The organism is Saccharopolyspora hirsuta, assembly GCF_008630535.1.
GTDB classification, from domain to species: Bacteria; Actinomycetota; Actinomycetes; order Mycobacteriales; family Pseudonocardiaceae; genus Saccharopolyspora; species Saccharopolyspora hirsuta.
In genome coordinates, this window is sequence record NZ_VWPH01000016.1 from 86,436 (window position 1) to 111,117 (window position 24,682).

Genomic DNA, 24,682 nt, shown 5'->3' on the forward strand with positions numbered 1-24,682 from the left:
AACGCGAAAAAACCCGCTGACCTTCGGGTCAGCGGGCTCTTCCACGCGGGCGGCCGAGACGGCAGCGCCGTCCCTCCCTTTTGACCACCCGGAACAGCCGGGCCCGGTCCTCGGTGGCGCCTCGAACCGGCTCGGCTAGCTCCAGCGGTGCACCGCCGGGTCCGCGAACCGGAGCGGGAGGGAACTCCGGCCGACTCGCCCGACACCGCCAAGTCCGTCGTCGGCGGGCGCAACGCCCACCGGTGCCGCGCACCACCCTAACCGATGAGCTGGGGCGCGTGGGGCGCGACGTGACGAACAGCTCCCCCGCCGCACCGCCCGACCGGACCCCGCGAACACCGCCACCCCCATCTCGAACAAGCAGGTCAAAGCGGGTAAAGCGGCGTTCGATCGCAAAATTTCGGGCTCCGGAGTCGCGGTGTTCACACTTGTTTGACACCAAGGTGAGCCTTACCTAGTTTTCTCGGTCACCCGCGGTCGCACGGAAAAGGGAAAACGTGAATGTTGCTCAGTAATGCCTTGATCGGTCTGCGGGAAGGCTTGGAAGCCGTCCTGGTGGTCAGCATCCTGGTCGCCTTCCTGGTCCGCACCGAGCGCCGCCGCGCGCTGCCGCTGGTGTGGATCGGCGTCGCGGTGGCGGTCGTGCTGTCGGTGGGCCTCGGCGCCGTGCTGACCTACACCGCGGCCTCGCTGAGCTTCGAAGCCCAGGAGGCCTTCGGCGGGATCGCCTCGATCATCGCGGTGGTGTTCGTGACCGGGATGATCTTCTGGATGCGCCGCGCGGGCCGCACCCTGGCCGCCCAGCTGCGCGACCGGCTCGACGACGCGCTCCAGCTCGGCCCAGGCGCGGTGATCGCGGTGGCGTTCCTCGCGGTCGCCCGCGAGGGCATGGAGACCGCCGTGTTCTTCTTCTCCAGCGTGCAGTCGGCGGGCGGTGGCACCGTGCTGCCGCTGGTCGGCTTCGTCATCGGCATCGCGCTGTCGGTCCTGCTCGGGTTCCTGCTCTACGCCGGGGCCGTCCGGATCGACCTGTCGAAGTTCTTCACCGCCACCGGCGTCCTGCTGGTGTTCGTGGCCGCCGGGGTGCTCGCCTACGGCCTGCACGACCTGCAGGAGGCCGGGCTGCTGCCGGGCCTGCACACCCTCGCCTTCGACGCCAGCGCCTACGTGCCGCCCACCTCCTGGTACGGCGCCCTGCTCAAGGGCATCTTCAACTTCTCCCCGCAGACCACCGTGCTCGAAGCCATCGCCTGGCTCGGCTACGCCCTGGTCGTGCTCCCGCTGTTCCTCCGCCCGCACCGCCGTGCGGTCCGGCCCGCCCCGATCTCCTCGGAAGTGACCGAATGAACCCCACCGCCCGCGCCCTGGTCCCCGCTGCGCTCTGCACCGCCCTGCTCGCCGGATGCGGCTCCCAGGACGTCCCCGACGGCGCGATCACCGTGCAGGCCGCCGACGACGCGTGCACGCTCTCCGCCACGTCGGCCCCGGCCGGAACCGTCCGGTTCCAGGTGACCAACACCGGCAGCCAGGTCACCGAGTTCTACCTGTACGGCGCCGGGGACCGGATCATCAGCGAGGTCGAGAACATCGGCCCCGGCCTGACCCGGCAGCTCGTCGCCGAGGTCCCGCAGGGCGGCCGGTACACCGCCGCGTGCAAGCCGGGCATGCGCGGCGACGGGATCCGCACCGAGTTCACCGTGACCGGTTCGGCCACCGCCCAGGACGGCGCCGCGGCGCAGGCCGTCGCCGACTACCGGGCCTACGTCGACCAGCAGGCCACCGAGCTGGAGCAGCGCACCGCGCGCTTCGCCGACGCGGTCAAGGCCGGAGACGTCGAGCTGGCCAAGCAGCTCTACGCCCCGGCGCGCGAACCGTGGGAGCGCATCGAGCCGGTGGCCGAGAGCTTCGGCGACCTGGACCCGAAGATCGACGGCCGCGAGGCGGACCTGGAGCCGGGGCAGGCGTTCACCGGGTTCCACCGGCTGGAGAAGGACCTGTGGACCACCGGCCTGCAGCCGGACGCCGCGGCCATCGCCGACCAGCTCGTGGCCGACGTCGGCCAGGTGGTGGCGCAGTCCCGGACCGCGGAGCTGACCCCGACCGGCGTCGCCAACGGCGCCAAGGAGCTGCTCGACGAGGTCGCCACCGGCAAGGTCACCGGCGAGGAGGAGGCCTTCTCGCACACCGACCTGTCGGACTTCCAGGCCAATGTGGACGGTGCAGCTCAGGTGATCACCGCGCTGCGGCCGGTGCTGACCGCCGCGGACCCGCAGCTGCTGGCGACGCTGGACGAGAAGTTCGGCGCGGTGAACGGGCTCCTGGCGCGCTACCGGGACGGCGAGGGCTTCAAGCCCTACACCGACCTCGCCCCCGACCAGGTGCGGGAGCTGGCGGCGGCGGTGGACGCGCTCGGCGAACCGCTGAGCCGGACCGCGAGCGCGGTGGCGCGATGACCGGGGTGTCGCGCCGACGGCTGTTCGGCCTGACCGGCGCGGGCATCGCGCTCGCCGGTGCGGGCGCCGGGGCCGGGTACCTCGCGGGCGACCGCGACGACGCCGCGGGCACGGTGGCCTTCCACGGCCCGCACCAGGCGGGCATCACCACGCCCGCGCAGGACCGGATGCACTTCGTGGCCTTCGACGTGACCACCTCCGACCGCGCCGAGCTGGCCGACCTGCTGCGCGAGTGGACCCGCGCGGCCGAGCGGATGACGGCCGGTCTCGAAGCCGTCGAGCACGGCGCGGTCGGCGGCCCGGCCGAAGCGCCACCGGCCGACACCGGCGAGGCGCTGGACCTGCCCGCCTCGGCGCTGACGCTCACGGTGGGCTTCGGGCCGTCGCTGTTCGACGGGCGGTTCGGGCTCGCCGACCGCCGCCCGCCCGGGCTGGTCGACCTGCCGCACTTCCCCGGCGACAACCTCGACCCGGCGCGCAGCGGGGGCGACCTGTGCGTGCAGGCCTGCGCCAACGACCCGCAGGTGGCGGTGCACGCGGTGCGCAACCTGGCCCGCATCGGCTTCGGCCGGGTTGCGGTGCGCTGGTCCCAGCTCGGCTTCGGCCGCACCTCCACCACCTCCCGCGCGCAGAGCACGCCGCGCAACCTCTTCGGCTTCAAGGACGGCACGAACAACCTCAAGGCCGAGGACACCGCCGAGCTGGACCGGCACGTCTGGGTCCAGCCGGGCGACGGCCCGGGGTGGATGACCGGCGGCAGCTACCTGGTGGCCCGCCGCATCCGGATGCACGTCGAGACCTGGGACCGCACGTCGCTCTCCGAGCAGGAGGCCGTCGTCGGCCGCACCAAGGGCACCGGAGCACCGCTCGGCGCGGCCGACGAGTTCGACCCGGTCGACCTGCGGGCGCAGGGCCCGGACGGCGCACCGCTGGTCGCCGAGGACGCTCACATCCGCCTCGCCGCGCCGGAGCGGCACGGTGGGGCGCGCATGCTGCGCCGCGGCTACAACTTCACCGACGGCTCCGACGGCCTCGGCCGCCTGGACGCGGGCCTGTTCTTCATCTGCTTCAACCGCGACCCCCGCACGCAGTTCATCCCGGTCCAGCGCCTGCTGTCCAAGGAGGACGCGATGGCGGAGTACCTGGAGCACAACGGCTCGGCGATCTTCGCCTGCCCGCCCGGGGTCGGCCCCGGCGAGCACTGGGGCCAAGCCCTGCTCGCCTGAACGGGCACCTGGGCGACAACGAGAACAACCGCGCAAGCGGGTCAATTCGACCGTGCTGTGCGACACAATCGGGCGGTCCGGAAATGAGCGGGTGCGACTTTACGACAGGAGAAGAATTTGCCGCGCTCGGACTCGTTGACGACGATATTTCTCGTCCCTAGAGTTCGGCTCCAACGCGAACGGCCATTCGACGGCCCCGGTGCCCGGACGTCGAATCCGGTGCTTCACCATCTTTCCCGCTGCGAAACAACGATCGTCGGAAATCCACAGGGGAGCATGCATGTCCGGTTCCGCGCCCACCGCCGAACCCGCCACCGGCTGGGGCCGGGTGATGCGGCGCAAACCGATCAGCGTGCTCAACGCCGAGAGCGGCACCGACACCGGCGGTGGTGAGCTGCGGCGGTCGCTGGGCGTGGCCCGGCTGACCATGATCGGCGTCGGTTCCACGGTCGGCACCGGGATCTTCATCGTGCTCAACGAGGCGGTGCCCAAGGCCGGGCCCGCGGTGGTCATCTCGTTCGTGCTGGCCGCGATCACCGCGGCGCTCACCGCGCTCTGCTACGCCGAGCTCGCCTCCACGATCCCGGTCGCCGGTGCCTCCTACACCTACGCCTACGCCACGATGGGCGAGCTGATCGCCTTCGTCGTCGGCGCGTGCCTCCTGCTCGAGTACGGGGTGGCCGCCTCGGCGGTGGCCGTCGGCTGGGGCGAGTACCTCAACGCGCTGCTGGGCGACGTCGTCGGCTGGCAGATCCCCGCCGAGTTCAGCGCCCCGCCCGGTGAGGGCGGGATCCTGAACCTGCCCGCCGCCGTGCTGGTCAGCGCCTGCTGCCTGCTGCTGGTGCGCGGCGCCAAGGAGTCCGCGACGATCAACGCGATCACGGTGTGCATCAAGCTCGCGGTGCTGCTGCTGTTCGTCGCGGTCGCGTTCACCGCGTTCAACGCCGAGAACGCCCAGCCCTTCGCCCCCTTCGGCGCGGCGGGCGTCGGCGCCGCCGCCTCGATGGTGTTCTTCTCCTACATCGGCATGGACACCGTCTCCACCGCGGGCGAGGAGGTGCGCAACCCGCGCCGGACGATGCCGCTGGCGCTGTTCTGGTGCGTCGTGATCGTCACGAGCATCTACCTGCTGGTCGCGATCGCCGGGATCGGCGCCCAGCCGTGGCAGGACTTCGAGGGCCAGGACGCGGGCCTGGCCGCGATCCTGGGCAACCTCACCGGTTCGGGCTGGCCCGCGATCGTGCTCGCCGCCGGTGGTGTCATCTCGATCTTCGGTGTCACCCTGACCACGATCTACGGCCAGACCCGGATCCTGTTCTCGATGGGCCGTGACGGGATGATCCCGAAGGTCTTCCACACCGTCCACCCGCGCCGCCGCACCCCGGTGCGCAACACGCTGATCGTCTCGCTGTTCGTCGGCCTGCTGGCGGCGGCGGTGCCGCTGAACACGCTGGCGAACCTGACCAGCATGGGCACCCTGGTGGCGTTCACGGTCGTCTCCACCGGCGTGGTGATCCTCCGCCGCACCCGCCCGGACCTGGAGCGCGGCTTCCGCGTCCCGGGCTACCCGGTGGTGCCCGCGCTGAGCATCGCCGCCTGCCTCTACCTGATCTCCCAGCTGCCCTGGACCACGTACCTGATGTTCGCGATCTGGCTGGGCCTGGCCCTCACCCTGTACTTCACCTACAGCGTCAAGCACAGCCGCCTGGCCACCGCCGACCTCGACGCGTAGCAGCGCGGGCCGGGCGGCATGCCGCCCGGCCCGAAAACCCCGGTGCGGCGGCACATCTCGCGCAGCCCCGATCAGCCCGAGCGCAGCGCGCGGCGAACGGACTTGACACGAGGGGGAAAATGGAAATTCGGCGTGTCCACCACCATCCAATGGGGACTCCGCCGAACCTGGTGTCAGGATAGCCGCTGTGAGGGGCAAGTGTCAAATCAGGGGTACGAGGGCGAACTGCGGTCCGAGCGGGAGTACGTCGCCGAGCTGTACGCGCGGCTCGACGCCGAACGCGCGCGGGTGAGGGGCGAGTACCGGACGGCGCTGCGGGACCACGGCGGAACCGCCGTGGAGCGGGATGTCGAGGTGCGCGCGCTGGCACGGGAGGCGAAGCGGCTGGAGGTGGCGGACAACGGGCTGTGCTTCGGCCGGTTGGACGGCGTCTCGGGCGAGCGCTCCTACATCGGCCGGATCGGCATCTTCGACGAGGACGACGACTACGAGCCGCTGCTGCTCGACTGGCGGGCCCCGGCCGCCCGCCCGTTCTACACCGCCACCGGCGCGAACCCGGAGAACATGCGGCGGCGCAGGCAGTTCCACACCCGCGGCCGCGAGATCACCGACTTCACCGACGAGGTGCTCGGCCGCCCCGGTGGCGACGCGCAGGGCGACGCGGCCCTGCTCGCGGCGGTCAACGCACCGCGCGGCGAGGGGATGCGCGACATCGTGGCCACCATCCAGGCCGAGCAGGACGAGATCATCCGGCTCGACCACCCCGGCGTGCTGGTCATCGAGGGCGGCCCGGGCACCGGCAAGACCGTGGTGGCCCTGCACCGCGTGGCCTACCTGCTCTACACCCAGCGGGAGCGCATGGAGCGCCACGGCGTGCTCGTGGTCGGCCCGAACCCGGCGTTCCTGAACCACATCGGCCGCGTCCTGCCGTCGCTGGGCGAGTCCGACGTGGTGTTCATGACCACCGGCGACCTGGTGCCCGGCCTGCACGTCACCGCGGAGGACCCGCCGGAGGCCGCGCGGATCAAGGGATCGCTGAAGATCCTGGACGTGCTGGCGGCGGCGATCGCCGACCGGCAGCGGCTGCCGGAGCACCCGCTGCCGATCGAGCTGCAGGACGTCACGGTGCGCATCGACGCCGAGACCGCGGAGTGGGCGCGGGAGGAGGCGCGCGACAGCGGCCTGCCGCACAACGAGGCCCGCGCGGTGTTCACCGAGATCGTGACCTACGTGCTCACCGAGCGGGCGATCTCCCGGATCGGCCGGGGCTGGCTGACCCGGGACGACAAGGAGGCCTGGGAGCAGCTGCGGGAGGACCTGATCGGGGAGCTGGCGGAGAACGAGGCGTTCACCGCCGCGCTCGACGAGCTCTGGCCCGTGCTGACGCCCGAAACGCTGCTGGCGCCGCTGTACAGCTCCCCCGAGCGGCTGCGCGCGGCAGGTGCCGATCAAGCGCTGTTCCGCGCCGAGGGAGATGCCTGGACGGTGTCGGACGTGCCGCTGCTCGACGAGCTGGTCGACATGCTGGGCCGCGACAAGGCGGCCGACCAGGACGCCGAGCGGGAGCGGCGGCGGGAGGCCGAGTACGCCGAGGGCGTCATGGAGATCCTGCAGGTGGAGCGGCACGACCTGATGGACGACGAGGACCACCTGCTCGCCCAGGACCTGGTCGACGCCGAGGAGCTGGCGGACCGCTTCGTCGAGCGCGACACCCGCGACCTCGCCGAGCGCGCCGCCGCGGACCGGGACTGGACCTACCGGCACGTCGTGGTCGACGAGGCCCAGGAGCTGTCCGAAATGGACTGGCGGGTGCTGATGCGGCGCTGCCCGAACCGGTCGTTCACGGTGGTCGGCGACCTCGCCCAGCGCCGCTCGGCGGCCGGGGCGAGGTCCTGGGGCGCGATGCTGGAGCCGTACGTGCCGGGCCGCTGGGTGTACCGGTCGCTGACCGTGAACTACCGCACCCCGGCCGAGATCATGACCGTCGCAGGTGCGGTGCTCGCCGAGTTCGCGCCCGAGGTCGAACCGCCGGAATCGGTCCGCGCGTGCGGGGTCCGGCCGTGGTCCCGGCTGGTCACCGAGGACGAGCTGACCGCCGCGATCGAGGAGTTCGAGCGCGAGGAAGCCGACCGCGAGGGCACCAGCGCGGTGATCGGTCCCCCGGACGTGCCGGGCGCGGTGCCCGCGTCGGAGACCAAGGGGCTGGAGTACGACGCGGTCCTGGTGGTGGAACCGGAGCGCATCCTCGCCGACGGCCCGCGCGGCGCGGCGGAGCTCTACGTCGCCCTGACCCGCGCCACGCAGCGCCTCGGCGTCCTGCACCGGGCGCCGCTGCCGCAGGCCCTGACCGGGCTCGCCGAGGTCGAGCGCGTGTAGCCGGTCGCGCGGTCGGCCCTGGTCCGGGGCCGACCGGCCGGATTCGCACGAACCGGACTGCCGGTCGACCATGTGGGCATGGCGCCGACGCTGCACGTGCGCATCGCCCCGGAGCTGCGGTTCTTCGCCGCTCCGCGCAACCGGGGCGGCGTTGCCGAGGTGCCCTTCGACGGGACGTCGACGCTCGGGCACATCGCCGAGTCGCTGGGCGTGCCGCTGACCGAGGTCGGGGCGCTGCTGGTCGACGGCGTGCCGCACGACCGGTCGTACCGGCCCCGCGCCGGGGAGATCGTCGAGATCCGACCGGTCGAGCGGCCGCAGCAGGCCCCACCGCGGTTCCTGCTCGACGTGCACCTGGGCAAGCTGGCCCGCCGCCTGCGGCTGGTGGGCGTGGACGCGGCGTACCGCAACGACGCCGACGACGACGAGCTGATCGCCGAGGCCGAGCGCGAGCACCGCGTGCTGCTCACCCAGGACCGCGGGCTGCTGCAGCGGCGGGCCCTGTGGGCAGGTGCCTACGTGCGGGGGTCCGACCCGGCCCAGCAGCTGGTGGACGTCATCGAGCGGTTCGCACCGCCGCTCGCCCCGTGGACGCGCTGCACCGCGTGCAACGGACCGCTGGCCCCGGTGTCCAAAGAGGACGTTCAGGAGGAGATCGAGCCGGGGACCCGGCGCCACTACGACGAGTACGCCCGGTGCCGCGACTGCGACCGGGTGTACTGGCGCGGCGCGCACTCCAGGCGGATCAACGCGATCGTCCGCTCCGCGCTGGAGGCCCACCCCGGCGGTTGAGGCGATTTCGCGCGGAACTGGCGGCTCTCACGCGAGCGGGGTGGCGATTTCGCGCGAAATCGCCACCCCGCTGTTCCGGGACCGTCAGCCGGTGATGGACTCCAGCACCGGGAGGTAGCCCTTGGCGTAGCCGTCGACGTTCGGGTGGAAGGACTCCACCAGCGGGTTGCTCGGGCCGTTGATCCACTCCTCGCCGGAGCAGACGCCGTGCCCGGCGAACGCGTCGCGGGCGTCGGCGTAGGTGAACCCGGCCGCCTCCGCGCGCTCGGAGATCACCCCGGCCAGCACGTCGGACCCGTCGTTGATCCGCTGCCGCTTGGCGTCGGAGAAGAACGGGATGCCGCAGTCGCCGAGCTCGGTCAGCCGCGGGTAGCCGAGCACCACGACCTTGGCGTTGGGGGCGGCCTCGCGGATGTTGGCGTAGGTGGTGTCGAGCTTGGCGGGCAGCTCGTTGCGGGCCTTGTCCTCACCGGCGCTGACCGCGGAATCGCACTTCTCGTCCGTGCCCAGCAGGCAGTCCTGGATGACGCTGGAGAAGCCGACGTCGTTGCCGCCGATGGAGATGGTGACCAGCGTGGTGTCGGCGCTGAGCCCGCCGAGCTGGTTGGCGTTGACGTCGTCGGTCACCGCGCCCGAGCAGGCGGCGAAGTTGAAGTTCGCGACGTCGTGGGAATCTGCCCACAGCTGCGCGTAGGCCTTGGGGCTGCGCAGGCAGTCCCCGCTGTCCTCGAAGTAGTCCCGGGAGCCGACTCCGGAGGCGTAGGAGTCGCCCAGCGCTGCGTAGTTCTCGGCGGCGGATGTCGCGAACGCCGGTGCGGCCAGCATGGTGCTCGCCGTCGCCACCACCGCCGCGGCACCGACGACGTGCCGTAAGTGACGCATTCTTCCTCCGATCGGAGATCGAAAACGTCACCATTCAAGGAGAAACCGCCCGGAAACAGGCAGAATTGGCGAATACCCGCCAGTAACGGGACTGGCGGCACGGGACGCGGCCGGACGCCAGCCGCCGATCGGGTGCACTCGTTCCCAGAACCCGAACCCGTGAATGTTCCTGCTGTTCACCAGAACCCGGTTCGGACGGGACGACTAGTCCTCCCGCGCGGGCAGGGCGTCGAGAACCGGGTTGGTGAGATGTTGGTAGATGATCGAGGTCCGGAAGCTGACGATCTCGCGGCGGTTGGTGAACTGGTCCAGCAGGAACGCGTGCAGGTGGTCGATGTCCTGCGCCGTGACGTGGACGAGGAAGTCGTCGCTGCCCGCCATCGTGTAGACGGAGACGACCTCGGGCAGCTGGGTCACCGACTGCTCGAAGGCGGCGACGACGTCCCGGCGCAGCGGCCGGACCTGGGTGAACACCATCGCCTGGACCGAGCGGTTGAGCGCGCGCAGCGACACCTCGGCCCGGTACCCGCGGATGATGCCGCGCTTGTGCAGCAGCCGGGTGCGTTCGAGGCAGGTGGACGGCGCGATGCCGAGCTTCTCGGCGAGCGCCCGGTTGGACTGCCGACCATCCGCCTGCAGATGCCGCACGATCGCCGAATCAAGTTCATCCACGACTACCCCCAGGGCCTCGGTCGCTGAATTTCGTTCGGCGCGGAGCCGAATGGTCCGCGCATCACTCTAGCTTCAGAGCCATGCGCCGAGCATTTGCACACGAAGAGGTCGTCGTGCGACGCGGCAGCCGCTCCGGACTGCCCCTGATCGTCGCCGTCCACTCCCGGGAACTGGGACCGGCAGCAGGCGGGTGCCGCCTGCGCCGCTACGACACCTGGCAGGACGGGCTGGCCGACGCGCTGCGCCTGTCGGAGGCCATGACGTACAAGGCGGCGGTCGCCGGACTGGACTTCGGCGGTGGCAAGAGCGTGATCGCCCTCGACCGGGACACCGAACTCACCGCGGACCTGCGCGAAGCCGCGCTCGCGGACCTGGGCGAGCTGATCGCCTCCCTCCAGGGTGCGTACCGGGCGGGCCCCGACATCGGCACCGGACCGGAGGACATGGCGGTGCTGCGGCGCTTCTCGCCGCACGCGTACTGCGCGCCCGAGGAGCTCGGCGGCGTCGGCAGTTCCGGCGGCCCCACCGCCACCGGAGTCCTGGCCGCCCTGCGCGCCGGTGCCCAACACGTCTTCGGCTCCGCCTCCTGCACCGGCCGCACGGTGGTCATCAGCGGATTCGGATCGGTCGGCAGCGGTATCGCGGCAGGCTTGGCCGCCGAAGGTGCGCACGTCGTGGTGTCGGACGTGGACCAGTCCCGCAAAGACGTCGCGCTGGCTCGCGGCTACGAATGGGTCGAACCCGACCAGGCCCTCTCCGCACCGGCCGACATCCTGGTCCCGGCGGCCATCGGCGGCGTGCTCAGCGAGTCAACCGTCCCCCGGCTCACCGCTCCCCTGGTCGTCGGCCCGGCGAACAACCAGCTCACCGAAGATTCGGTCGCAGATGCGCTGGCGGAGCGGGGAATCGTCTGGATCCCCGACTACGTGGCCAGCGCGGGCGGAGTCGTCTACGTGCTCAGCCGCGAAGCGGAGGGCTACAGCCACGAAGCCGCCGACAAGCGAGTGCAGACCATCGCCGAAACCGTGACCCACATCCTCGACCTGGCGAGCACGACCGGTGCCACGCCGTTCCGAACCGCCCAGCAGATCGCCGAACACCGCCTCGCGGCTGCTCGCTCCCGCGTCGCCTGAAGGCCGTCGTGGGTCGTGAGTGCGAACCAGTGCTCCAACCCCGATTCGCACTCACGACCCCACGCCTCACCGCTCGAACCGCCCGGCCTTGACAGCACGCAGGAAACCGGCGACGTCAACAGCGAGACGCGGCCCACCGGGGTCCTTCGAGTCCCGGATCAGGCCACAGGAGCTCGACAGCTCCACGCAGTTGCCATTCAAGTTGGAGTGGCTGGATTTCTGCCAGCGACGCTCGGACATGTCTCCTCCGAAGGCAGACAGCTGGTTCAGCTCTCGAAGCGGCCGGACTTGATCGCGCGCAGGAAGGTCGCGACGTCGACGGCCAGCACCGGACCGCCCGGGTCTTTCGAATCCCGGATCAGACCGCGCGGGTCGGATAACTCCACGCAGTGGGTCTCCTGGCCGCTGTAGCTGCTCTTGCGCCACTGAACAGGGGTGTTCATTTCTCCTCCAACTGTCCGATCACATCGAGGATGAACCCAGATGACTCCTCCGGGCTGATCGCATTGCGGCGAATCGATGCCGACGCACGTCGGTAGGCGACCACGTCGTCGTCCTCGTACAGGAAAACCGACGATTTGTGGTTCTCGATGGCGACGATCGCAGGTGACTCCTTGAACCCGTAGATCACGAACGGCCCCATCAACCCGGGGTGCCATCCGCCGCCAGTGGGCACGACCTGGATCGTCGTCCCCCTCTTCCCGTTCAGCTCGACCAAGCGGTGGAGCTGCTCGACGAGCACGTCCTTACCCCCGATGCACTGACGGAGCGCGGGCTCACCGATGAAGACCGTGTGATCTACCGGTTGACCGTCGCGTTGATCGAGCTGGTTCCGCCGGTCAAGCCTGAGCGCCACGCGCTTGTCGATCTCTTGCGGCGCTAGCGCGTCGTTGTCTCCGATGATCGCCCGCGCGTACGCCTCGGTTTGCAGAAGACCGGAAATGACGAGCGGACACCAGTCGACGATCTCGATCGCGGTCCGCTCGCATTCGATGATCCCCGCGAGCTGCTCCGAAACGCCACCGGCAAGCCAGTTTGAATCGCGTGCGTTGCGCGCCAGGTCAAGGACCTGCCGCCGTCGCTTGCCGGTCACACCGAGCACCGCCAGGAACGCGGACACGTCGTCGGTGGTCGGCACCCGCTTGCCGGTTTGCCACTGCGAGATCGTGCTGTGGGACTTGTCGAGCAGACGACCGACCTGCCGCGCAGTCAGCCCAGAATCATCGAGCGCGCTCCGCAATGCGGCTGCGAGAGCGCGAGTACGCGGCGTACCAGCGGTGTCACCCACGTTCCACAGCTTACGGCCATCTTGAGTCATGTTGGACACCACCCAAAAGGTTGAAGGAGACGGGCTTGTGGTCTCAGCCCGTGACCAGGAACAAATTGACTCGAGTGGTTTGTGACCGGTCGCCGTCCGTCACAAACCACGGTAGTCCGAATCCTTGGAGGTGCGCATGTTCGGTGTTGGGGTTTGGCCCAGGTGGTTGCCTTCGCCGGGGTTGCGGTCGTTGGAGACGCACTTCGTCGATCGGCCTGGCGGCAGCGGGGCTTGTGGGGCCGTCGTCATGTGGGCCGCTGTTGGGCATCCGACCACCACTCGGCCTCGGTGTTGGGTCTGCTCGCGGATCGCCGCTTCGCGGACCGCTGCGCCTGCTCGTAGTGCTCGGCGCGGGCCTGCGCACCTGACCCGCCAGGAGTGCGTCAAGCGCGCTCGTCGTTGAGGATCCACTTCGGACGGATGGAGGTTTTCGTGTTCTGGCTCCAGCTCGGCACGCTCGTCGCGATCAACGTCATCATCTTCGCGATGCTGCTCCTACCGTCCTCCCACCGGCAGCACGGGAACGCCGGGGAGGGGGCCTACGACGTGTGGCGGCTCATCGGCGATGTCGAGGCCGAGCGGGCCACCGAGTACACCGGTCGCCATCGGCTGCGCGAGCGGCCCGACCGCCCTCCTCCGGCTGAATCCGAGGAATCGCCGAGAACTCCCTGACCGGATCGGCGCGTCGCGCCCTCCCCGACACCGCGCCGGTCCTCCCGGTAGCCGGGCACTGCCCCCGACCCGGCCCGGCTACCGGGCCCGTCCTCGACGTCTGCGTGCCGACGGGTTCTCTCAGAACTTCGGCGTTTTCGGGGCCAGACGTGGATTGAGGGCCTCCGCGTCGCGGAGGCCCTCAATCCGGGATGTCCGCTCGAGTTCAACGAGCGTCTTTCGTACTTCTGAGCTCCGCCCTGCTCCCAAGGACTGGCGGGTCTCAGGACTGCGAACGTCCTCGCGTTGGACGATGCATCCCGTTCGGGGCCATTTCAACAGCCCCCCGGCTGACCGAGCTCTCAATCGTTCAACCGCACCTCCAGTAGACACCCGCTCGACCCGCGCGTCAATGGAAATGCGGCCTCTGAGCTGCACAAATCCAAGTTTCTCCGGGGGAATCGGCGCACGCGCCCGGCGTTCTACCCCATGCGCCTACCGGGCCTCCTCCTGCCACACCGGCTCCGCCGACTCGCAGACGTGGCCGTCGGCGTGGAAGACCAGGTAGCGGTCGAAGGAGCGGGCGAACCAGCGGTCGTGGGTCACCGCGACCACCGTTCCGTCGAACTCCTCCAGCCCGGCCTGGAGCGCGTCCGCCGAGACCAGGTCGAGGTTGTCCGTGGGCTCGTCGAGCAGCAGGAGGTTCGCGCCCTCCAGCTCCAGCAGCAGGATCTGGAACCTGGCCTGCTGACCGCCGGAGAGCGTGTCGAACGGGCGCTGCGCCGCCTGCACGATGTCGTAGCGGGCGAGCAGGCGGCTGGCCTCCTCGCGCGTCATGCCCGAGCGGCGTTCTCCCCCGCCCATCAGCAGTTCCAGCAGCGTGCGCCCGGCGAACTCCGGGTGCTCGTGGGTCTGCGCGAACATGCCCGGCACCACGCGCGCGCCCAGGCGCGCGAGGCCGGTGTGCGCCACCGGGGTCAGCGCTTCCTGGTCCGGAACCGGGGCGTCGTCGCTGCCGCCTCGGGCCAGCAGCCGCAGGAAGTGCGACTTGCCGGTGCCGTTGGCGCCCAGGACCGCGATGCGCTCGCCGTAGCGGAACTCGCTGGTGAACGACTTGGTCAGCCCGTCCAGCGCCAAGTCCTCGCAGACCACCGCGCGCTTGCCGGTGCGCCCGCCCGCCAGCTTCACCTGCACGCGCTGCTTGCGCGGCACCGCCTCCGGCGGTCCGGCCTCGTCGAACTTGCGCAAGCGGGTCCGGGCCGCCTGGTAGCGGGCGGACATGGTGTCGTTGTACGACGCCTTCTGCTTGAGCATCTGGACCAGCCGGACCAGCTTCGCGCGGTCCTCGTCCCAGCGGCGCCGCAGTTCGTCCAATCTGGACATCCGGTCCTCGCGGGCCTGGTCGTAGGTGGCGAAACCGCCGCCGTGGACCCAGGTCCGGTTGCCCGCGCCGCCCAGCTCGACCGTCACGATCCGGTTCGCGGTGCGGTGCAGCAGCTCGCGGTCGTGGGTCACGAACAGCACGCTCTTCGACGTCTCGCGGATCTGCTCCTCCAGCCACTGCTTGCCCGGCACGTCGAGGTAGTTGTCCGGCTCGTCGAGCAGCAGCACCTGGTCCGGGCCGCGCAGCAGCGCCTCCAGCGCGAGCCGCTTCTGCTGGCCGCCGGAGAGCTTGCGCAGCTCGCGGAAGCGGGCCCGGTCGTAGGGCAGCCCGATCGCGGCGGTGCAGCAGACGTCCCAGAGCACCTCCGCGTCGTAGCCACCGGCATCGGTGTACTCCGCGATCGCCTCGGCGTAGGCCAGCTGGGTGGCGTCGTCGTCCTGCTCGATGAGCCGGTTCTCGGTCTGCTCCAGCTTCTCCGCCGCGGCGCGGAGTCTCGGCGCGGCCAGCGAGACCAGCAGGTCGCGCACCGTCGAATCGTCGCGGGCGTGGCCGATGAACTGGCGCATCACGCCGAGCCCACCGGAGCGGACGATGCTGCCCTCCGTCGGCGCGAGGTCACCGGACACCAGGCGCAGCAGCGTCGTCTTGCCCGCGCCGTTCGGGCCCACCAGCGCGGCCTTCGCGCCGTCGCCCACCCGGAACGAGACGTCGTCGAGCAGCACCCGCCCGTCCGGGAGGACGTAGTGCACCTTCTGCAGTTCAACGTGCCCCACGGCAGTTGACACCCCCAAGCGCGGAAGTTCGTCGGTTCAGTCCGGGACCAGTGCGGTGATGTGGCGGCGCAGCACCTCGGAAGTCACCGTCACGTCGTGCGGCCCGTGCGGGTAGACTAGGTCGAAGGTCAGCCCGCCGACCAGCGCGGTCAGCCGCTCCGCCTCCAGCTCGGCGTCCGGCACCCGCGCGACCGCCAGCACCTCCCGGAACACCGCCCGCAGGTCCGCCCCCATCCGCATGGACAGCGACCGGAACTCCGGGTGCAGCCGGGCCGCGGTGATCAGCTCGACCAGGACGATCAGCTCCGTCCGGCCGCTGCTGTCGAGCGGCAGCACCGCGCGGCACGCCGCCTCCACCAGCTCGCGCCGCCCGGCCGCGTCCAGCTCGGCGTCGGCCGCTGGCAGCGCGGCGTTGAGCCGCCGCTCCATGCGCGAGCCGACCTCCTCGGCAGCGGCGACCATGAGCCCCTCGTGGTTGCCGAAGTAGTGCCGCACCGATCCGATGTTGATCCCGGACTCGTCGGCGACCTTGCGCAGCGAAGCCTCGGCCACCCCGCCCCGGGCGACGAGCCGGAACACGGCGTCCACGATCCGCTCCCGCGGCGAAATGGCAGCTGACGAGCTCATGCCGGGAAGCTATCACGGCTGTGATAGCGACGGCGAACCCTTTTTCGAGCGCCCGGCTACCAGGCGTCGCCGCTGCGGAGGTCGCAGGTGATCTCCCCGGTGAGGTCCAGCGGCACCTCCACCGGCAGGACGAAGATCCCGCCGTCGTCGTCCGGGGTGCGCTCGACACCCGCTGTGGTGAGCGCGGAGGTCGGGCCCTGCCAGCGCTGCCAGCCGCGGCTCGCGTAGAGCAGGGCGCCCTCCTCGCCCGCGCTCAGCGCGCCGAGGTCGTAGGCGCCGCGGATGACGCGCTCGACCTCCGCCATCAGCAGGCCGCCGATCCCCCGGCGCCGGTGGTCCGCGCGGACCGCGACCGCTTCGACGTATCCCGCCCGGAGGACCCGACCGCCGTGCAGCAGCTGCCGCTGGACCACCGACGCGTGCCCGATCAGGTCATCGCCCTCCCGGGCCAGCGCGTGGATCCCGCCCATGCAGTGGTCGAGGTCCTGCTCGAGCATCCCCTCGAAGACCTCGACGAGCAGCGCCCGGACCGCCTTGGTCGCGCCGGGGTCCAGGTCGGCGGTGTGCACAGCGGACGTTTCGATCACACCGGACATCGTGGCAGCGCCCGACCTGGCCCGCGACCGAATTCCCGCGCTGGCCGCGGCACCTCCGGTTTTGCGGATAGCGGGATTTCCTTGCCCGGCGGGCCGGTGGTGGCGCAGGGTGTCTGCCACGGCGATCGCCGGAGATCCCGCCACAAGCGACTCCGGCGAACGCCTCCCCAACGATCCGGCCGCCTGCGCGGGCGGCTTGCCCTGCCCGCGTTCGCGACGTGCGCCTCCCGCCGAGGAGATTTCATGGCCGTCGAGCACTCCGCCGAGGCCGCGCCGAGCAAGCAGATCGGCAACGACGACTACTCGCTGCGCCGCGTCCCGCGGGAAGCGCGCTACGGGTTCTGGTCCATGCTGCTGCAGTGGCTCGGGCAGTCCGGCTCCCTGTCCCAGTTCGTGCTGGGCGCTTCCCTGGGCATCGCGATGGGTTTTCGGGACGCCTTCTGGGCGTTCACCCTCGGTGCGGTGCTGCTGGAGGTGGTGATCTTCCTGGTCGGGCTGGCCGGTCAGCGCGAGGGCCTGGCGATGACCATGCTCACCCGCTTCGCCGGGTTCGGCCGCAACGGGTCGGCGCTGGTCAGCCTGGTCATCGCGATCAGCATGGTGGGCTGGTTCGGGGTGCAGAACGGCATCTTCGGCCAGAGCATGGTGTCGCTGGTCGGCGGCCCGGCGTGGCTGTGGTGCGCGATCTCCGGCCTGGTGCTGACCGCGCTGGTGATCTACGGCTTCCGGTACATGATGTGGCTGGCCAGGATCGCGGTCCCGCTGTTCTTCGCGCTGGTGGCCTGGAGCGTGATCAGCACGCTGTCGCAGCACTCGATCGGCGAGCTGATCTCCCGCGAGCCGACCGCCGCCGCGCTGTCCATCCCGGCGGCGGCGACCATCGTGGCCGGTGGGTTCATGTCGGGCGCGGTCGTCGCCCCGGACATGACCCGCTACAACCGCAAGGGCTGGCACGTCCTGCTGCAGAGCTCGTGCTCGATGATCCTCAGCGAGTACATCGTCGGCATGACCGGCGTGCTGCTCGGGCAGCTGGTCGGCAGCAAGGACGTGACGTCCATCGTGCTGTCCACCTCCGGCGCGGTCGGGCTGATCATCGTGGTGCTGTCGACCGCCAAGATCAACGACTGGAACCTGTACGCGTCCTCGCTGGGCGTGGTGAACTTCGTCGACACCGTGTTCGGCAAGCGCCTGCACCGCGCCTCGGTCACGCTGGTGATCGGCCTCGCCGGGACCGTGCTCTCGGCGGTGGGGTTCCTGGAGCACTTCACCGACTTCCTGAAGGTGCTGGGCGTGGCGATCCCGCCGATCGGCGGCATCATCGTCGCCGAGTACTGGGTGGCCCGCCGGATGCGCGGCGACCTCGACCGCACCCGCCCGACCGGGACGCTGCCCGGCACGGTCGCCACCTGGGTCCCGGCCACGCTGGTGGTGTGGGCCGCGGGCTTCGCCGTCGGCTACTTCGTGGACGCGGGTATCCCGGCGCTGAACTCTCTGCTCACCGGATTCGTGCTCTACACCGCGCTGTCCTGGGCCGGGCTGGTGCGCCCGGTCGGGACCTCGACGCTGGAAGGACCGAAGTCATGACCGCTGCCGAGGACGAGGTCGTCGAGCTGTGCCGCGACCTGATCCGCATCGACACCTCCAACCCGACCAGCGACGAGCGCGCGGCGGCCGAGTACGTCGCGGCGAAGCTGGCCGAGGTGGGGATCGAGTCCACGCTGGTCGAGAGCGCGCCCGGCCGGGCCAGCGTGATCGCCCGGGTCGAGGGGGCCGACCCGTCGCGCGGCGCGCTGCTGATGCACGGCCACCTCGACGTGGTGCCCGCCGACGCCTCCGAGTGGACCTTCGACCCGTTCGGCGGGGAGATCCGCGACGGCTGCCTGTGGGGCCGGGGCGCGATCGACATGAAGGACTTCGACGCGGTGATCCTCGCGGTGGCCCGCGAATTCGGCCGCACCGGCCGGAATCCGCCGCGCGATATCGTGTTCGGCTTCCTGGCCGACGAGGAGGCGGGCGGCAGGTTCGGCTCGCACTGGCTCGTGCAGAACCGCCGCGACCTGTTCGACGGCGTCACCGAGGCGATCACCGAGGGCGGCGGGGTCTCCTTCGACCTCGGCAACGGCCAGCGGCTCTACCCGATCGAGAACGCCCAGCGCGGCCAGGCGTGGCTGCGGCTGATCGCCACCGGCCGGGCCGGTCACGGCTCCTCCCCCAACGACGAGAACGCCGTCACCGACCTGGCCGAGTCGCTGGCCCGCATCGGTCGGCACCGCTTCCCGGTGCGGCTGATCGAACCGGTGCGCGGGCTGCTGGAGCGGGCCGCCGAGCTGCTCGGCGTCGAGTTCGACCCGTCCGATGTGGACGCCAGCCTGGCGAAGATGGGCCCGGTGGCCGAGCTGGTGGACGTGATCCTGCGGAACTCGGCGAACCCGACCATGATCGAGGGCGGCTACCAGACCAACGTCATCCCCGGCCGGGCCACCGCCGCGGTGGACGGCCGCTTCCTGCCCGGCCACGAGCAGGAGCTGCTGGACACCGTCGACTCCCTGCTGCTGCCGTCGGTGCGCCGCGAGTTCATCCACCACGACGTGGCGATGCAGACCGAGTTCGCGGGCACCCTGGTGGACGCGATGTGCGCGGCGATCCGCGCCGAGGACCCGGACGGCCACCCGACCCCGTACTGCAACGCGGGCGGCACGGACAACAAGGCGTTCGCGACCATCGGCATCAACGGGTTCGGGTTCAAGGCCCTCCGCGTGCCGCCGGACCTGCCGTACGCGCGGATGTTCCACGGCGTGGACGAGCGGATCCCGCTGGAGTCGCTGCGCTTCTCGACCCGCGTGATGCGGCGCCTGCTCGAAACCTGCTGATCGGTCTCGTGAGCGGCGGTGGTCGCCGTTGCGACCATCGCCGCTCACGAGCTGTGTCAGGTGACCTCCAGCGCACCGGTGTCGTGCGCGATGTGCCCTCCGACGATCGTCGCGCCCACCGTCAGCTCACCGATGCGGTCCGGGGCGACGCTGAGCAGGTCGTCGCTGAGGACCGTGAAGTCGGCGAGCATGCCTCGCGCGAGAGTTCCCTTGACGTGCTCCTCGTGCACCGCGTGGGCCGAGCCGATCGTGTAGGCCCGGAGCGCTTCCTCCGGGGTCACTGCTTCGTGCAGGCCGATCGGTGCGCCCGAGGCGGTGCGCCGGTTGACCATGTCGTGGATGCTCAGCAGCGGGTCCTGGGCGACCACCGGGGCGTCGGTGGAGCCCGGCAGCACCACACCGGCGTCGAGGAACGACCGCATCCGGTACGCCAGCTGGCTGCGCTCCGGGCCGAGGGCCGTCAGCAGGCCGTCGCCGATCTCCGACAGGAACCGGCCCTGCGGCACCGGGATCAGGCCCAGCGCGGCGATCCGGGCGACCTGCTGCTCGCTGGTCACCGCCGCGTGCTCGATGCGGTGGCGCACGTCGGTGCGCGGGTGCAGGCGCTGCGCCTCCTCGTAGGAGTCCAGCACGACGTCCAGGGCCGCGTCGCCGATGGCGTGCGTGGCGACCTGCCAGCCGCACCGGTGCGCTTCGAGGATGAAGCGGCGGATCTGCTCGCGCTCGAACTGGAGCAGGCCGCTGTTGCCGGGGGTGTCGTGGTAGTCGCAGCACATCGCGGCGGACCGGCCGATCAGCGACCCGTCCGAGAGGATCTTCGTCGGGCCGATGCGCAGCCGCTCGTCGCCGAAACCGGTGCGCAGGCCGAGGTCCAGGCCGTACCAGGTGTTTCCCGGTTCGAGCGCGCCCACCTCGCGCAGCGCGGTGATGTAGGGCATCAGCGTCATCCGGACGCCCAGCAGCCCGCGCTCCCGCGCCTGCATGAACGCGTCCAGGTCGGCGGGGCCGTTGCCGATGCCGTCGACGACGCCGATGCCCGGTTCGGTCACGCTGGTCAGCCCGACCGACAGCGCCGCCCGCGACGCCGCTTCGATGTTGGCGATCCACTCCGCCGCGGGCTCGGGGCGCAGCACGCGCTCGACCAGCTGCATCGCGGTCTCCTGCAGCAGCCCCTCCGCCCGGCCGCCCGCATCGCGCACGACGCACCCGCCGGGCACGTCGGGCAGGTCGGCGAGGTCGGTGAAACCGGCACGCGCGAAGGCCTCGGTGTTGGCCACGGCCATGTGGTGCGAGGTGTGCACCAGCCAGACCGGTCGCCCACCGGCTACCCGGTCCAGCGCTTCGGCCGTCGGGTGGCCGCCGATCTTGTTCTGGTCGTAGCCCGAGCCGACCACCCAGGCATCGGCCGGGAGCGAGGCGGCCCGCTGCGCCACCGCCTCGTACAGCGCGTCGAGGCTCGGTGCGGCCGCGTGGGAGACGTCGAGCTCGCGAAGTGCCTTGCCCGCCAGGCTCAAGTGGTGGTGCGCGTCGTTGAAGCCGGGCACCGCGGGCGCGCCGCCGAGGTCGACGACGATGTCCGCGCCGCACCCGTCCAGCTCCTCGTCCAGACCGGCGATGCGCCCGTTGAGCACCCCGATCCGGCTCGCCGCGGGGCGTTCCCGGTCGAGGGTGCGGAATCGTCCATTGTGGAAGATCGCGTCGAGGCGCAAGGTTCGTCAACTCCTCTTCGAAAGGACCCGGGGCGCGTGCTCCCGGCGGGCGGTGACCGCGGCGAGCGCCGCGACGCACCCGGTGGTGATCAGCAGCAGGACCGCGTAGAACCCGACCACCGGCCAGATCGAACCGCTGGCGGTCAGCAGGAACTGGGCCACCAGCGGCGTCGTCCCGCCGATGAGCGTCGAGCACAGCTGGTAGGACAGCGAGATCCCGGTGTAGCGGACGCGGGAGCTGAACGCGCGGGCGAGGAACCCGGCCAGCACCGCGTAGTACCCGGACCCCGAGATGGTGGCCAGCGCGACGCCGAGGAAGACCAGGATCGGCCGCGTGGTGCTGATCAGCAGGAACATCGGCACGGCGACGGCGACCTGGACCAGCAGCGAGCACACCATGAACCGGGTCTCGCCGACCCGCTCGGAGATCAGCGCCGCGATCGGCTGCCAGGCGAACTGCACCGCGGAGATCCCGAGCAGGACGTAGAGCATCGTCTGCCGGTCCATGCCCAGCTCGTTGGTGGTCCAGGACAGCACGAACGTGTTGGTGAAGTACGCGGCCGAGATGCCCATGATCGAGGCCCCGATGCCCAGCAGCACGCTGCGCCAGGCGGTGCGCAGCACCTCCGCGATCGGCAGCCGCACCACGTCACCGCTGTCCTTGACCTCCTCGAACTCGCCGGACTCCTCGACCTTCATGCGGATCACCAGGCCGACCACGACGAGCAGCCCGGACAGCAGGAACGGCACCCGCCAGCCCCACGCGGCGAACGCGGCGTCGTCCAGGGAGCCCGCGGCGAGGAAGACCAGCGTGGCCAGGATCGCCCCGGCCGGGGAACCCTGCTGCACCAGCATCGCGAAGAACGACGCCCGCCCCTTCGGGGCGCTCTCCGCGGCCATCAGCACCGCGCCGCCCCACTCCCCGCCGACGGCGATGCCCTGCACCGCGCGCAGCAGCGCCAGCAGGAACGGCGCGGCGACGCCGATCTGCGCGTGGGTGGGCAGCACCCCGATGAGGAAGGTGGCCACGCCCATCATCAGCAGCGTGGTGATCAGCGTGCCCTTGCGGCCCAGGCGGTCGCCGAAGTGGCCGAACACGATGCCGCCGAGCGGCCGGGCGAGGAAGCCCACCCAGAACGTCGCGAAGGAGGCGAGGACCCCGGCGGCGGGCGAGGCGTCGGGGAAGAACAGCTTCCCGAAGACCAGCGCGGACGCCGTTCCGTAGATGTAGAAGTCGTACCACTCGATGGTGGTGCCGACGAAGGACGCGACACCCGCGCGGCGGGCTCGGCGCGGTGCGCTGCGGAACCCGGTTCGGGCGGAGCTGGGGACGGTCATGGAGCCTCCGGGGGCTTGCGGGCCGGGCCCGATCGGACAGGCACAGTGTGTGTTCCGGCTCCGATGCCGTCTAATACTTGATTCCTGGGTTCGCGATGCCTCGGAGGCATCGCCCGTGCTAGGGAGGTCCGCCGTGGAGCTGCGGGTGCTGCGCTACTTCCTCGCCGTGGCCGAGGCCGAGTCGGTCACCGCGGCGGCCCGCCAGGTGCACGTCGCCCAGCCCTCCATCTCGCGGCAGCTGAAAGCCCTGGAGAAGGACCTCGGCGTCGCGCTGTTCACCCGCCGCGCGGGATCGCTGGCGCTGAACGCCGCCGGTCGCCGCTTCCTGCCCATCGCGCGGGACCTGGTGCGCCGCGCCGAGCAGGCCGCCGAGACGATGGGCGCCGTCGGCCGGGGCGAGGAGGCCGCGCTCACCGTGGTCGCCCCGCCCTCGACGGTCGCCTACCTGCTGGCCCCGCTGATGGCCAGCGGCGGCACCGCCCCGTTCCGCGACGCCATCCAGGAGCAGCCCAGCAAGGTCTTCGACACGCTGCTGGCCAGCGACGCCGACCTCGGCATCTCCACCAACCCGGCCCCGCCGCCGCTGGAGTCGGCGTTCCTCGGCCGCACCCCGGTCATCGCCCAGCTGCCCGCCGAGCACCCCTGGGCCGATCGCCGCACGATCGCGCTCGCCGAGCTGGTCACCGCACCGCTGATCGTCATGACCCGCGCCAACGCGGCGCGGCTGGTCGTCGACGACGCCATCAGCCGCGCGGGCCTCACCACCGCCGAACTCGCCGAAACCGGCTCCTCGGCCTTCGCCCAGGCGCTGGCCGCCGCCGGACGCGGGGTCTGCCTGGTCACCGACGATGCGCGCTTCGGCCTCCACGAGCTGATCGTGGCGGCACCCGACGGCCCGCTGACCGTTCCGCTGTACGCGGGGTGGGACCCCACCCACTACGCCCGCTCCACCATCCAGGTCCTGGTCGAGGCACTGCGGACGCACTGCCGCCAGCACGCTCGGCGATTACCGGCGCTGCGCGCGGAAGCGGGCGACCTCCGGTGAGATCGCCCGCCTCTCAACACCAACCGTTGCGCGTTACGGCTGGGGGAACTGCTCCGCGTAGGTCGTCACCGCGGTGTTGATCGCCTGGAGGTTGCGGTCCAGGGCCTGGGTGTCCACGTTGTCGATCGTGTCGCACGCCTGGTGGTAGCAGGGGTCGAACGCCTCCCCCGCCTGGCCGCCCCACTTCTGGGCCTGCTCCGGGGACTTGGTCTGCTCCGCACCGGTGAAGGTGCCGCCCGCGGGGATGCCCACCTCGATGAACGGGCCGTAGTCCGAGCGGCCGTCGAAGTCGGTGCCCTCGGTCTCCACCCCGGCCTGGGCCAGCGAGTCGTTGAGCAGCTTCTCGATCTGCGCCGAGCCCTCCGGGCCCGGTCCGGCGCCCTCGCCGTCGGAGTCGTCGCCGTCGTAGGTGAAGTAGCCCGCGTTCGGCGAGCCGACCATGTCGAAGTTCAGGTACGCGGCGATCTGGTCCCGCTCGGCCTGCGACAGCGAGTCCACGTAGTGCTGGGAGCCGACCAGGCCCTGCTCCTCGGCGCCCCAGAAGGCGAAGCGCAGCTTGTTCTTCGGGGTCGCGCCGCTGCCCGCGTAGTCCAGCGCGGCCTGCAGGATCGCCGCCGAGCCGGTGCCGTTGTCGTTGATGCCCGGGCCGCGGCTGACGCTGTCCAGGTGGGCGCCGAACATCACCACGTTGTTGGCGTCGCCGCCGGGCGTCTCGGCCAGCAGGTTGTAGGTGGTGCCGCCGATGGCGTTGAACTCCTGGACGGTGGTGGTGAAACCGGCGCCGTCCAGCTGCGCCTTGATGTAGTCCAGCGACGCCTTGTAGCCGGGTTGGCCCGCCGCGCGGTTGCCGCCGTTGGCCTCCGCGATGCCCTGCAGCTCCTTCAGGTGGTCCTGCACCGCGGCGACCCCGGTCAGCGGTGCGACCTCGGCCGGTGCGCTCGCCGCGGTGGCCGGCAGCGCCAGGGCCGACACCGCGGCCAGCGCGGTCGCGGTCGCCAGTACTGGTCGTTTCGGCATGCCACATCCCTTCTTCCGGGCCAGGCCGGTTCGGGCGGAACGTATCCACCGGACGGCGGGCCGCGGCGGGTTTGACGGGAAGTCGCCG

At 71.1% G+C, this 24,682-nt stretch carries 22 protein-coding genes; 11 read left to right on the plus strand and 11 right to left on the minus strand.

Translation table 11 applies throughout. From position 1 onward, the window contains the following. Positions 1-501: 501 nt before the first annotated feature. The 6 genes from efeU to F1721_RS29365 all read left to right on the plus strand — a co-directional run bounded on the left by efeU (position 502) and on the right by F1721_RS29365 (position 8,579). On the plus strand, positions 502-1,347 hold the full coding sequence (efeU, locus tag F1721_RS29340) for an iron uptake transporter permease EfeU (RefSeq protein WP_150070061.1): 846 nt from the start codon (positions 502-504) through the stop codon (positions 1,345-1,347). Further along, the gene (gene efeO / locus F1721_RS29345) at positions 1,344-2,453 is read left to right on the plus strand and encodes an iron uptake system protein EfeO (protein WP_150070062.1); all 1,110 of its coding nucleotides are present in this window, start codon (positions 1,344-1,346) and stop codon (positions 2,451-2,453) included. The genes efeU and efeO overlap by 4 nt, the downstream gene beginning before the upstream one ends. Beyond that, positions 2,450-3,679, plus strand: a complete 1,230-nt coding sequence (efeB, locus tag F1721_RS29350; RefSeq protein ID WP_150070063.1) for an iron uptake transporter deferrochelatase/peroxidase subunit — start codon at positions 2,450-2,452, stop codon at positions 3,677-3,679. The genes efeO and efeB overlap by 4 nt, the downstream gene beginning before the upstream one ends. A 280-nt stretch (positions 3,680-3,959) precedes the next feature. Beyond that, entirely contained in the window at positions 3,960-5,411 is a 1,452-nt protein-coding gene (locus F1721_RS29355; RefSeq protein WP_150070064.1) for an amino acid permease, read from the plus strand. A 198-nt stretch (positions 5,412-5,609) separates the two neighbouring features. Continuing rightward, complete coding sequence (gene helR / locus F1721_RS29360) at positions 5,610-7,787, plus strand: RNA polymerase recycling motor ATPase HelR (RefSeq protein ID WP_211840683.1); 2,178 nt, start codon at positions 5,610-5,612, stop codon at positions 7,785-7,787. A gap of 78 nt (positions 7,788-7,865) precedes the next feature. Then, the gene (locus F1721_RS29365) at positions 7,866-8,579 is read left to right on the plus strand and encodes a Mut7-C RNAse domain-containing protein (protein ID WP_150070065.1); all 714 of its coding nucleotides are present in this window, start codon (positions 7,866-7,868) and stop codon (positions 8,577-8,579) included. Positions 8,580-8,663: 84 nt separating this feature from the next. Here F1721_RS29365 and F1721_RS29370 read toward each other — a convergent pair whose 3' ends face one another. Further along, positions 8,664-9,461, minus strand: coding sequence for an SGNH/GDSL hydrolase family protein (locus tag F1721_RS29370; protein ID WP_150070066.1), 798 nt, complete (start codon positions 9,459-9,461; stop codon positions 8,664-8,666). Between the two features lie 204 nt (positions 9,462-9,665). Continuing rightward, a complete protein-coding gene (locus tag F1721_RS29375) occupies positions 9,666-10,133 on the minus strand; it encodes an Lrp/AsnC family transcriptional regulator (RefSeq protein WP_150070067.1) in 468 nt (155 codons plus the stop codon). 113 nt (positions 10,134-10,246) lie between these two features. Between F1721_RS29375 and F1721_RS29380 the strand changes: the two genes are divergently transcribed. Beyond that, complete coding sequence (locus F1721_RS29380; protein WP_246155382.1) at positions 10,247-11,266, plus strand: Glu/Leu/Phe/Val dehydrogenase dimerization domain-containing protein; 1,020 nt, start codon at positions 10,247-10,249, stop codon at positions 11,264-11,266. A 66-nt stretch (positions 11,267-11,332) separates the two neighbouring features. Here the strand turns inward: F1721_RS29380 and F1721_RS29385 are convergent, their stop codons facing one another. The 3 genes from F1721_RS29385 to F1721_RS29395 are packed head-to-tail and all read right to left on the minus strand — an operon-like array spanning position 11,333 to position 12,584. Next, a complete protein-coding gene (locus F1721_RS29385) occupies positions 11,333-11,506 on the minus strand; it encodes a DUF397 domain-containing protein (RefSeq protein ID WP_150070069.1) in 174 nt (57 codons plus the stop codon). A 26-nt stretch (positions 11,507-11,532) separates the two neighbouring features. Beyond that, the gene (locus F1721_RS29390) at positions 11,533-11,709 is read right to left on the minus strand and encodes a DUF397 domain-containing protein (RefSeq protein WP_150070070.1); all 177 of its coding nucleotides are present in this window, start codon (positions 11,707-11,709) and stop codon (positions 11,533-11,535) included. Next, positions 11,706-12,584, minus strand: a complete 879-nt coding sequence (locus F1721_RS29395) for a helix-turn-helix domain-containing protein (protein ID WP_246155392.1) — start codon at positions 12,582-12,584, stop codon at positions 11,706-11,708. Before F1721_RS29395 ends, F1721_RS29390 begins: the two co-directional genes overlap by 4 nt. Positions 12,585-13,016: 432 nt before the next feature. On the opposite strand from F1721_RS29395, the gene F1721_RS29400 reads away from it, so the two are divergent. Beyond that, complete coding sequence (locus F1721_RS29400) at positions 13,017-13,256, plus strand: hypothetical protein (protein ID WP_150070072.1); 240 nt, start codon at positions 13,017-13,019, stop codon at positions 13,254-13,256. 474 nt (positions 13,257-13,730) lie between these two features. Here F1721_RS29400 and F1721_RS29405 read toward each other — a convergent pair whose 3' ends face one another. From F1721_RS29405 to F1721_RS29415, 3 genes are read right to left on the minus strand one after another with little or no spacing between them, the layout of a single operon-like run. After that, complete coding sequence (locus F1721_RS29405; RefSeq protein ID WP_150070073.1) at positions 13,731-15,392, minus strand: ABC-F family ATP-binding cassette domain-containing protein; 1,662 nt, start codon at positions 15,390-15,392, stop codon at positions 13,731-13,733. Positions 15,393-15,428: 36 nt separating this feature from the next. After that, the gene (locus tag F1721_RS29410; protein WP_150070074.1) at positions 15,429-16,019 is read right to left on the minus strand and encodes a TetR/AcrR family transcriptional regulator; all 591 of its coding nucleotides are present in this window, start codon (positions 16,017-16,019) and stop codon (positions 15,429-15,431) included. Positions 16,020-16,075: 56 nt separating this feature from the next. Continuing rightward, positions 16,076-16,615, minus strand: coding sequence for a GNAT family N-acetyltransferase (locus F1721_RS29415; RefSeq protein ID WP_150070075.1), 540 nt, complete (start codon positions 16,613-16,615; stop codon positions 16,076-16,078). A 243-nt stretch (positions 16,616-16,858) separates the two neighbouring features. Between F1721_RS29415 and F1721_RS29420 the strand changes: the two genes are divergently transcribed. Together F1721_RS29420 and F1721_RS29425 are read left to right on the plus strand one after the other, a co-directional pair. Next, positions 16,859-18,199 (plus strand): cytosine permease, encoded by a 1,341-nt coding sequence (locus F1721_RS29420; protein ID WP_150070076.1) that lies wholly within the window; start codon positions 16,859-16,861, stop codon positions 18,197-18,199. Continuing rightward, positions 18,196-19,485 carry a M20/M25/M40 family metallo-hydrolase gene (locus tag F1721_RS29425; RefSeq protein WP_150070077.1) on the plus strand — a complete coding sequence of 430 codons (1,290 nt, stop codon included), beginning with the start codon at positions 18,196-18,198 and terminating at the stop codon, positions 19,483-19,485. Before F1721_RS29420 ends, F1721_RS29425 begins: the two co-directional genes overlap by 4 nt. Before the next feature lie 56 nt (positions 19,486-19,541). Here the strand turns inward: F1721_RS29425 and F1721_RS29430 are convergent, their stop codons facing one another. Together F1721_RS29430 and F1721_RS29435 are read right to left on the minus strand one after the other, a co-directional pair. Beyond that, positions 19,542-21,194, minus strand: coding sequence for an amidohydrolase (locus F1721_RS29430; RefSeq protein WP_150070078.1), 1,653 nt, complete (start codon positions 21,192-21,194; stop codon positions 19,542-19,544). Between the two features lie 6 nt (positions 21,195-21,200). Then, entirely contained in the window at positions 21,201-22,532 is a 1,332-nt protein-coding gene (locus F1721_RS29435; RefSeq protein WP_150070079.1) for an MFS transporter, read from the minus strand. A 133-nt stretch (positions 22,533-22,665) separates the two neighbouring features. Between F1721_RS29435 and F1721_RS29440 the strand changes: the two genes are divergently transcribed. Then, positions 22,666-23,577, plus strand: coding sequence for a LysR family transcriptional regulator (locus F1721_RS29440; RefSeq protein ID WP_150070080.1), 912 nt, complete (start codon positions 22,666-22,668; stop codon positions 23,575-23,577). A 33-nt stretch (positions 23,578-23,610) separates the two neighbouring features. On the opposite strand, the gene F1721_RS29445 is transcribed toward F1721_RS29440, so the two are convergent. Then, on the minus strand, positions 23,611-24,594 hold the full coding sequence (locus F1721_RS29445) for a M28 family metallopeptidase (protein WP_150070081.1): 984 nt from the start codon (positions 24,592-24,594) through the stop codon (positions 23,611-23,613). Positions 24,595-24,682 lie beyond the last annotated feature (88 nt).

Excerpts from the sequence above, each read along its gene's own strand:
- F1721_RS29420 (WP_150070076.1), top strand. The coding sequence starts at position 16,859 with ATGGCCGTCGAGCACTCCGCCGAGGCCGCGCCGAGCAAGCAGATCGGC.
- F1721_RS29370 (WP_150070066.1), bottom strand. The coding sequence starts at position 9,461 with ATGCGTCACTTACGGCACGTCGTCGGTGCCGCGGCGGTGGTGGCGACG.
- F1721_RS29415 (WP_150070075.1), bottom strand. The coding sequence starts at position 16,615 with ATGTCCGGTGTGATCGAAACGTCCGCTGTGCACACCGCCGACCTGGAC.
- efeB (WP_150070063.1), top strand. The coding sequence starts at position 2,450 with ATGACCGGGGTGTCGCGCCGACGGCTGTTCGGCCTGACCGGCGCGGGC.
- F1721_RS29390 (WP_150070070.1), bottom strand. The coding sequence starts at position 11,709 with ATGAACACCCCTGTTCAGTGGCGCAAGAGCAGCTACAGCGGCCAGGAG.
- F1721_RS29355 (WP_150070064.1), top strand. The coding sequence starts at position 3,960 with ATGTCCGGTTCCGCGCCCACCGCCGAACCCGCCACCGGCTGGGGCCGG.
- F1721_RS29435 (WP_150070079.1), bottom strand. The coding sequence starts at position 22,532 with ATGACCGTCCCCAGCTCCGCCCGAACCGGGTTCCGCAGCGCACCGCGC.
- F1721_RS29385 (WP_150070069.1), bottom strand. The coding sequence starts at position 11,506 with ATGTCCGAGCGTCGCTGGCAGAAATCCAGCCACTCCAACTTGAATGGC.
- F1721_RS29445 (WP_150070081.1), bottom strand. The coding sequence starts at position 24,594 with ATGCCGAAACGACCAGTACTGGCGACCGCGACCGCGCTGGCCGCGGTG.
- F1721_RS29365 (WP_150070065.1), top strand. The coding sequence starts at position 7,866 with ATGGCGCCGACGCTGCACGTGCGCATCGCCCCGGAGCTGCGGTTCTTC.
- F1721_RS29395 (WP_246155392.1), bottom strand. The coding sequence starts at position 12,584 with ATGACTCAAGATGGCCGTAAGCTGTGGAACGTGGGTGACACCGCTGGT.
- efeU (WP_150070061.1), top strand. The coding sequence starts at position 502 with ATGTTGCTCAGTAATGCCTTGATCGGTCTGCGGGAAGGCTTGGAAGCC.
- F1721_RS29425 (WP_150070077.1), top strand. The coding sequence starts at position 18,196 with ATGACCGCTGCCGAGGACGAGGTCGTCGAGCTGTGCCGCGACCTGATC.
- efeO (WP_150070062.1), top strand. The coding sequence starts at position 1,344 with ATGAACCCCACCGCCCGCGCCCTGGTCCCCGCTGCGCTCTGCACCGCC.
- F1721_RS29410 (WP_150070074.1), bottom strand. The coding sequence starts at position 16,019 with ATGAGCTCGTCAGCTGCCATTTCGCCGCGGGAGCGGATCGTGGACGCC.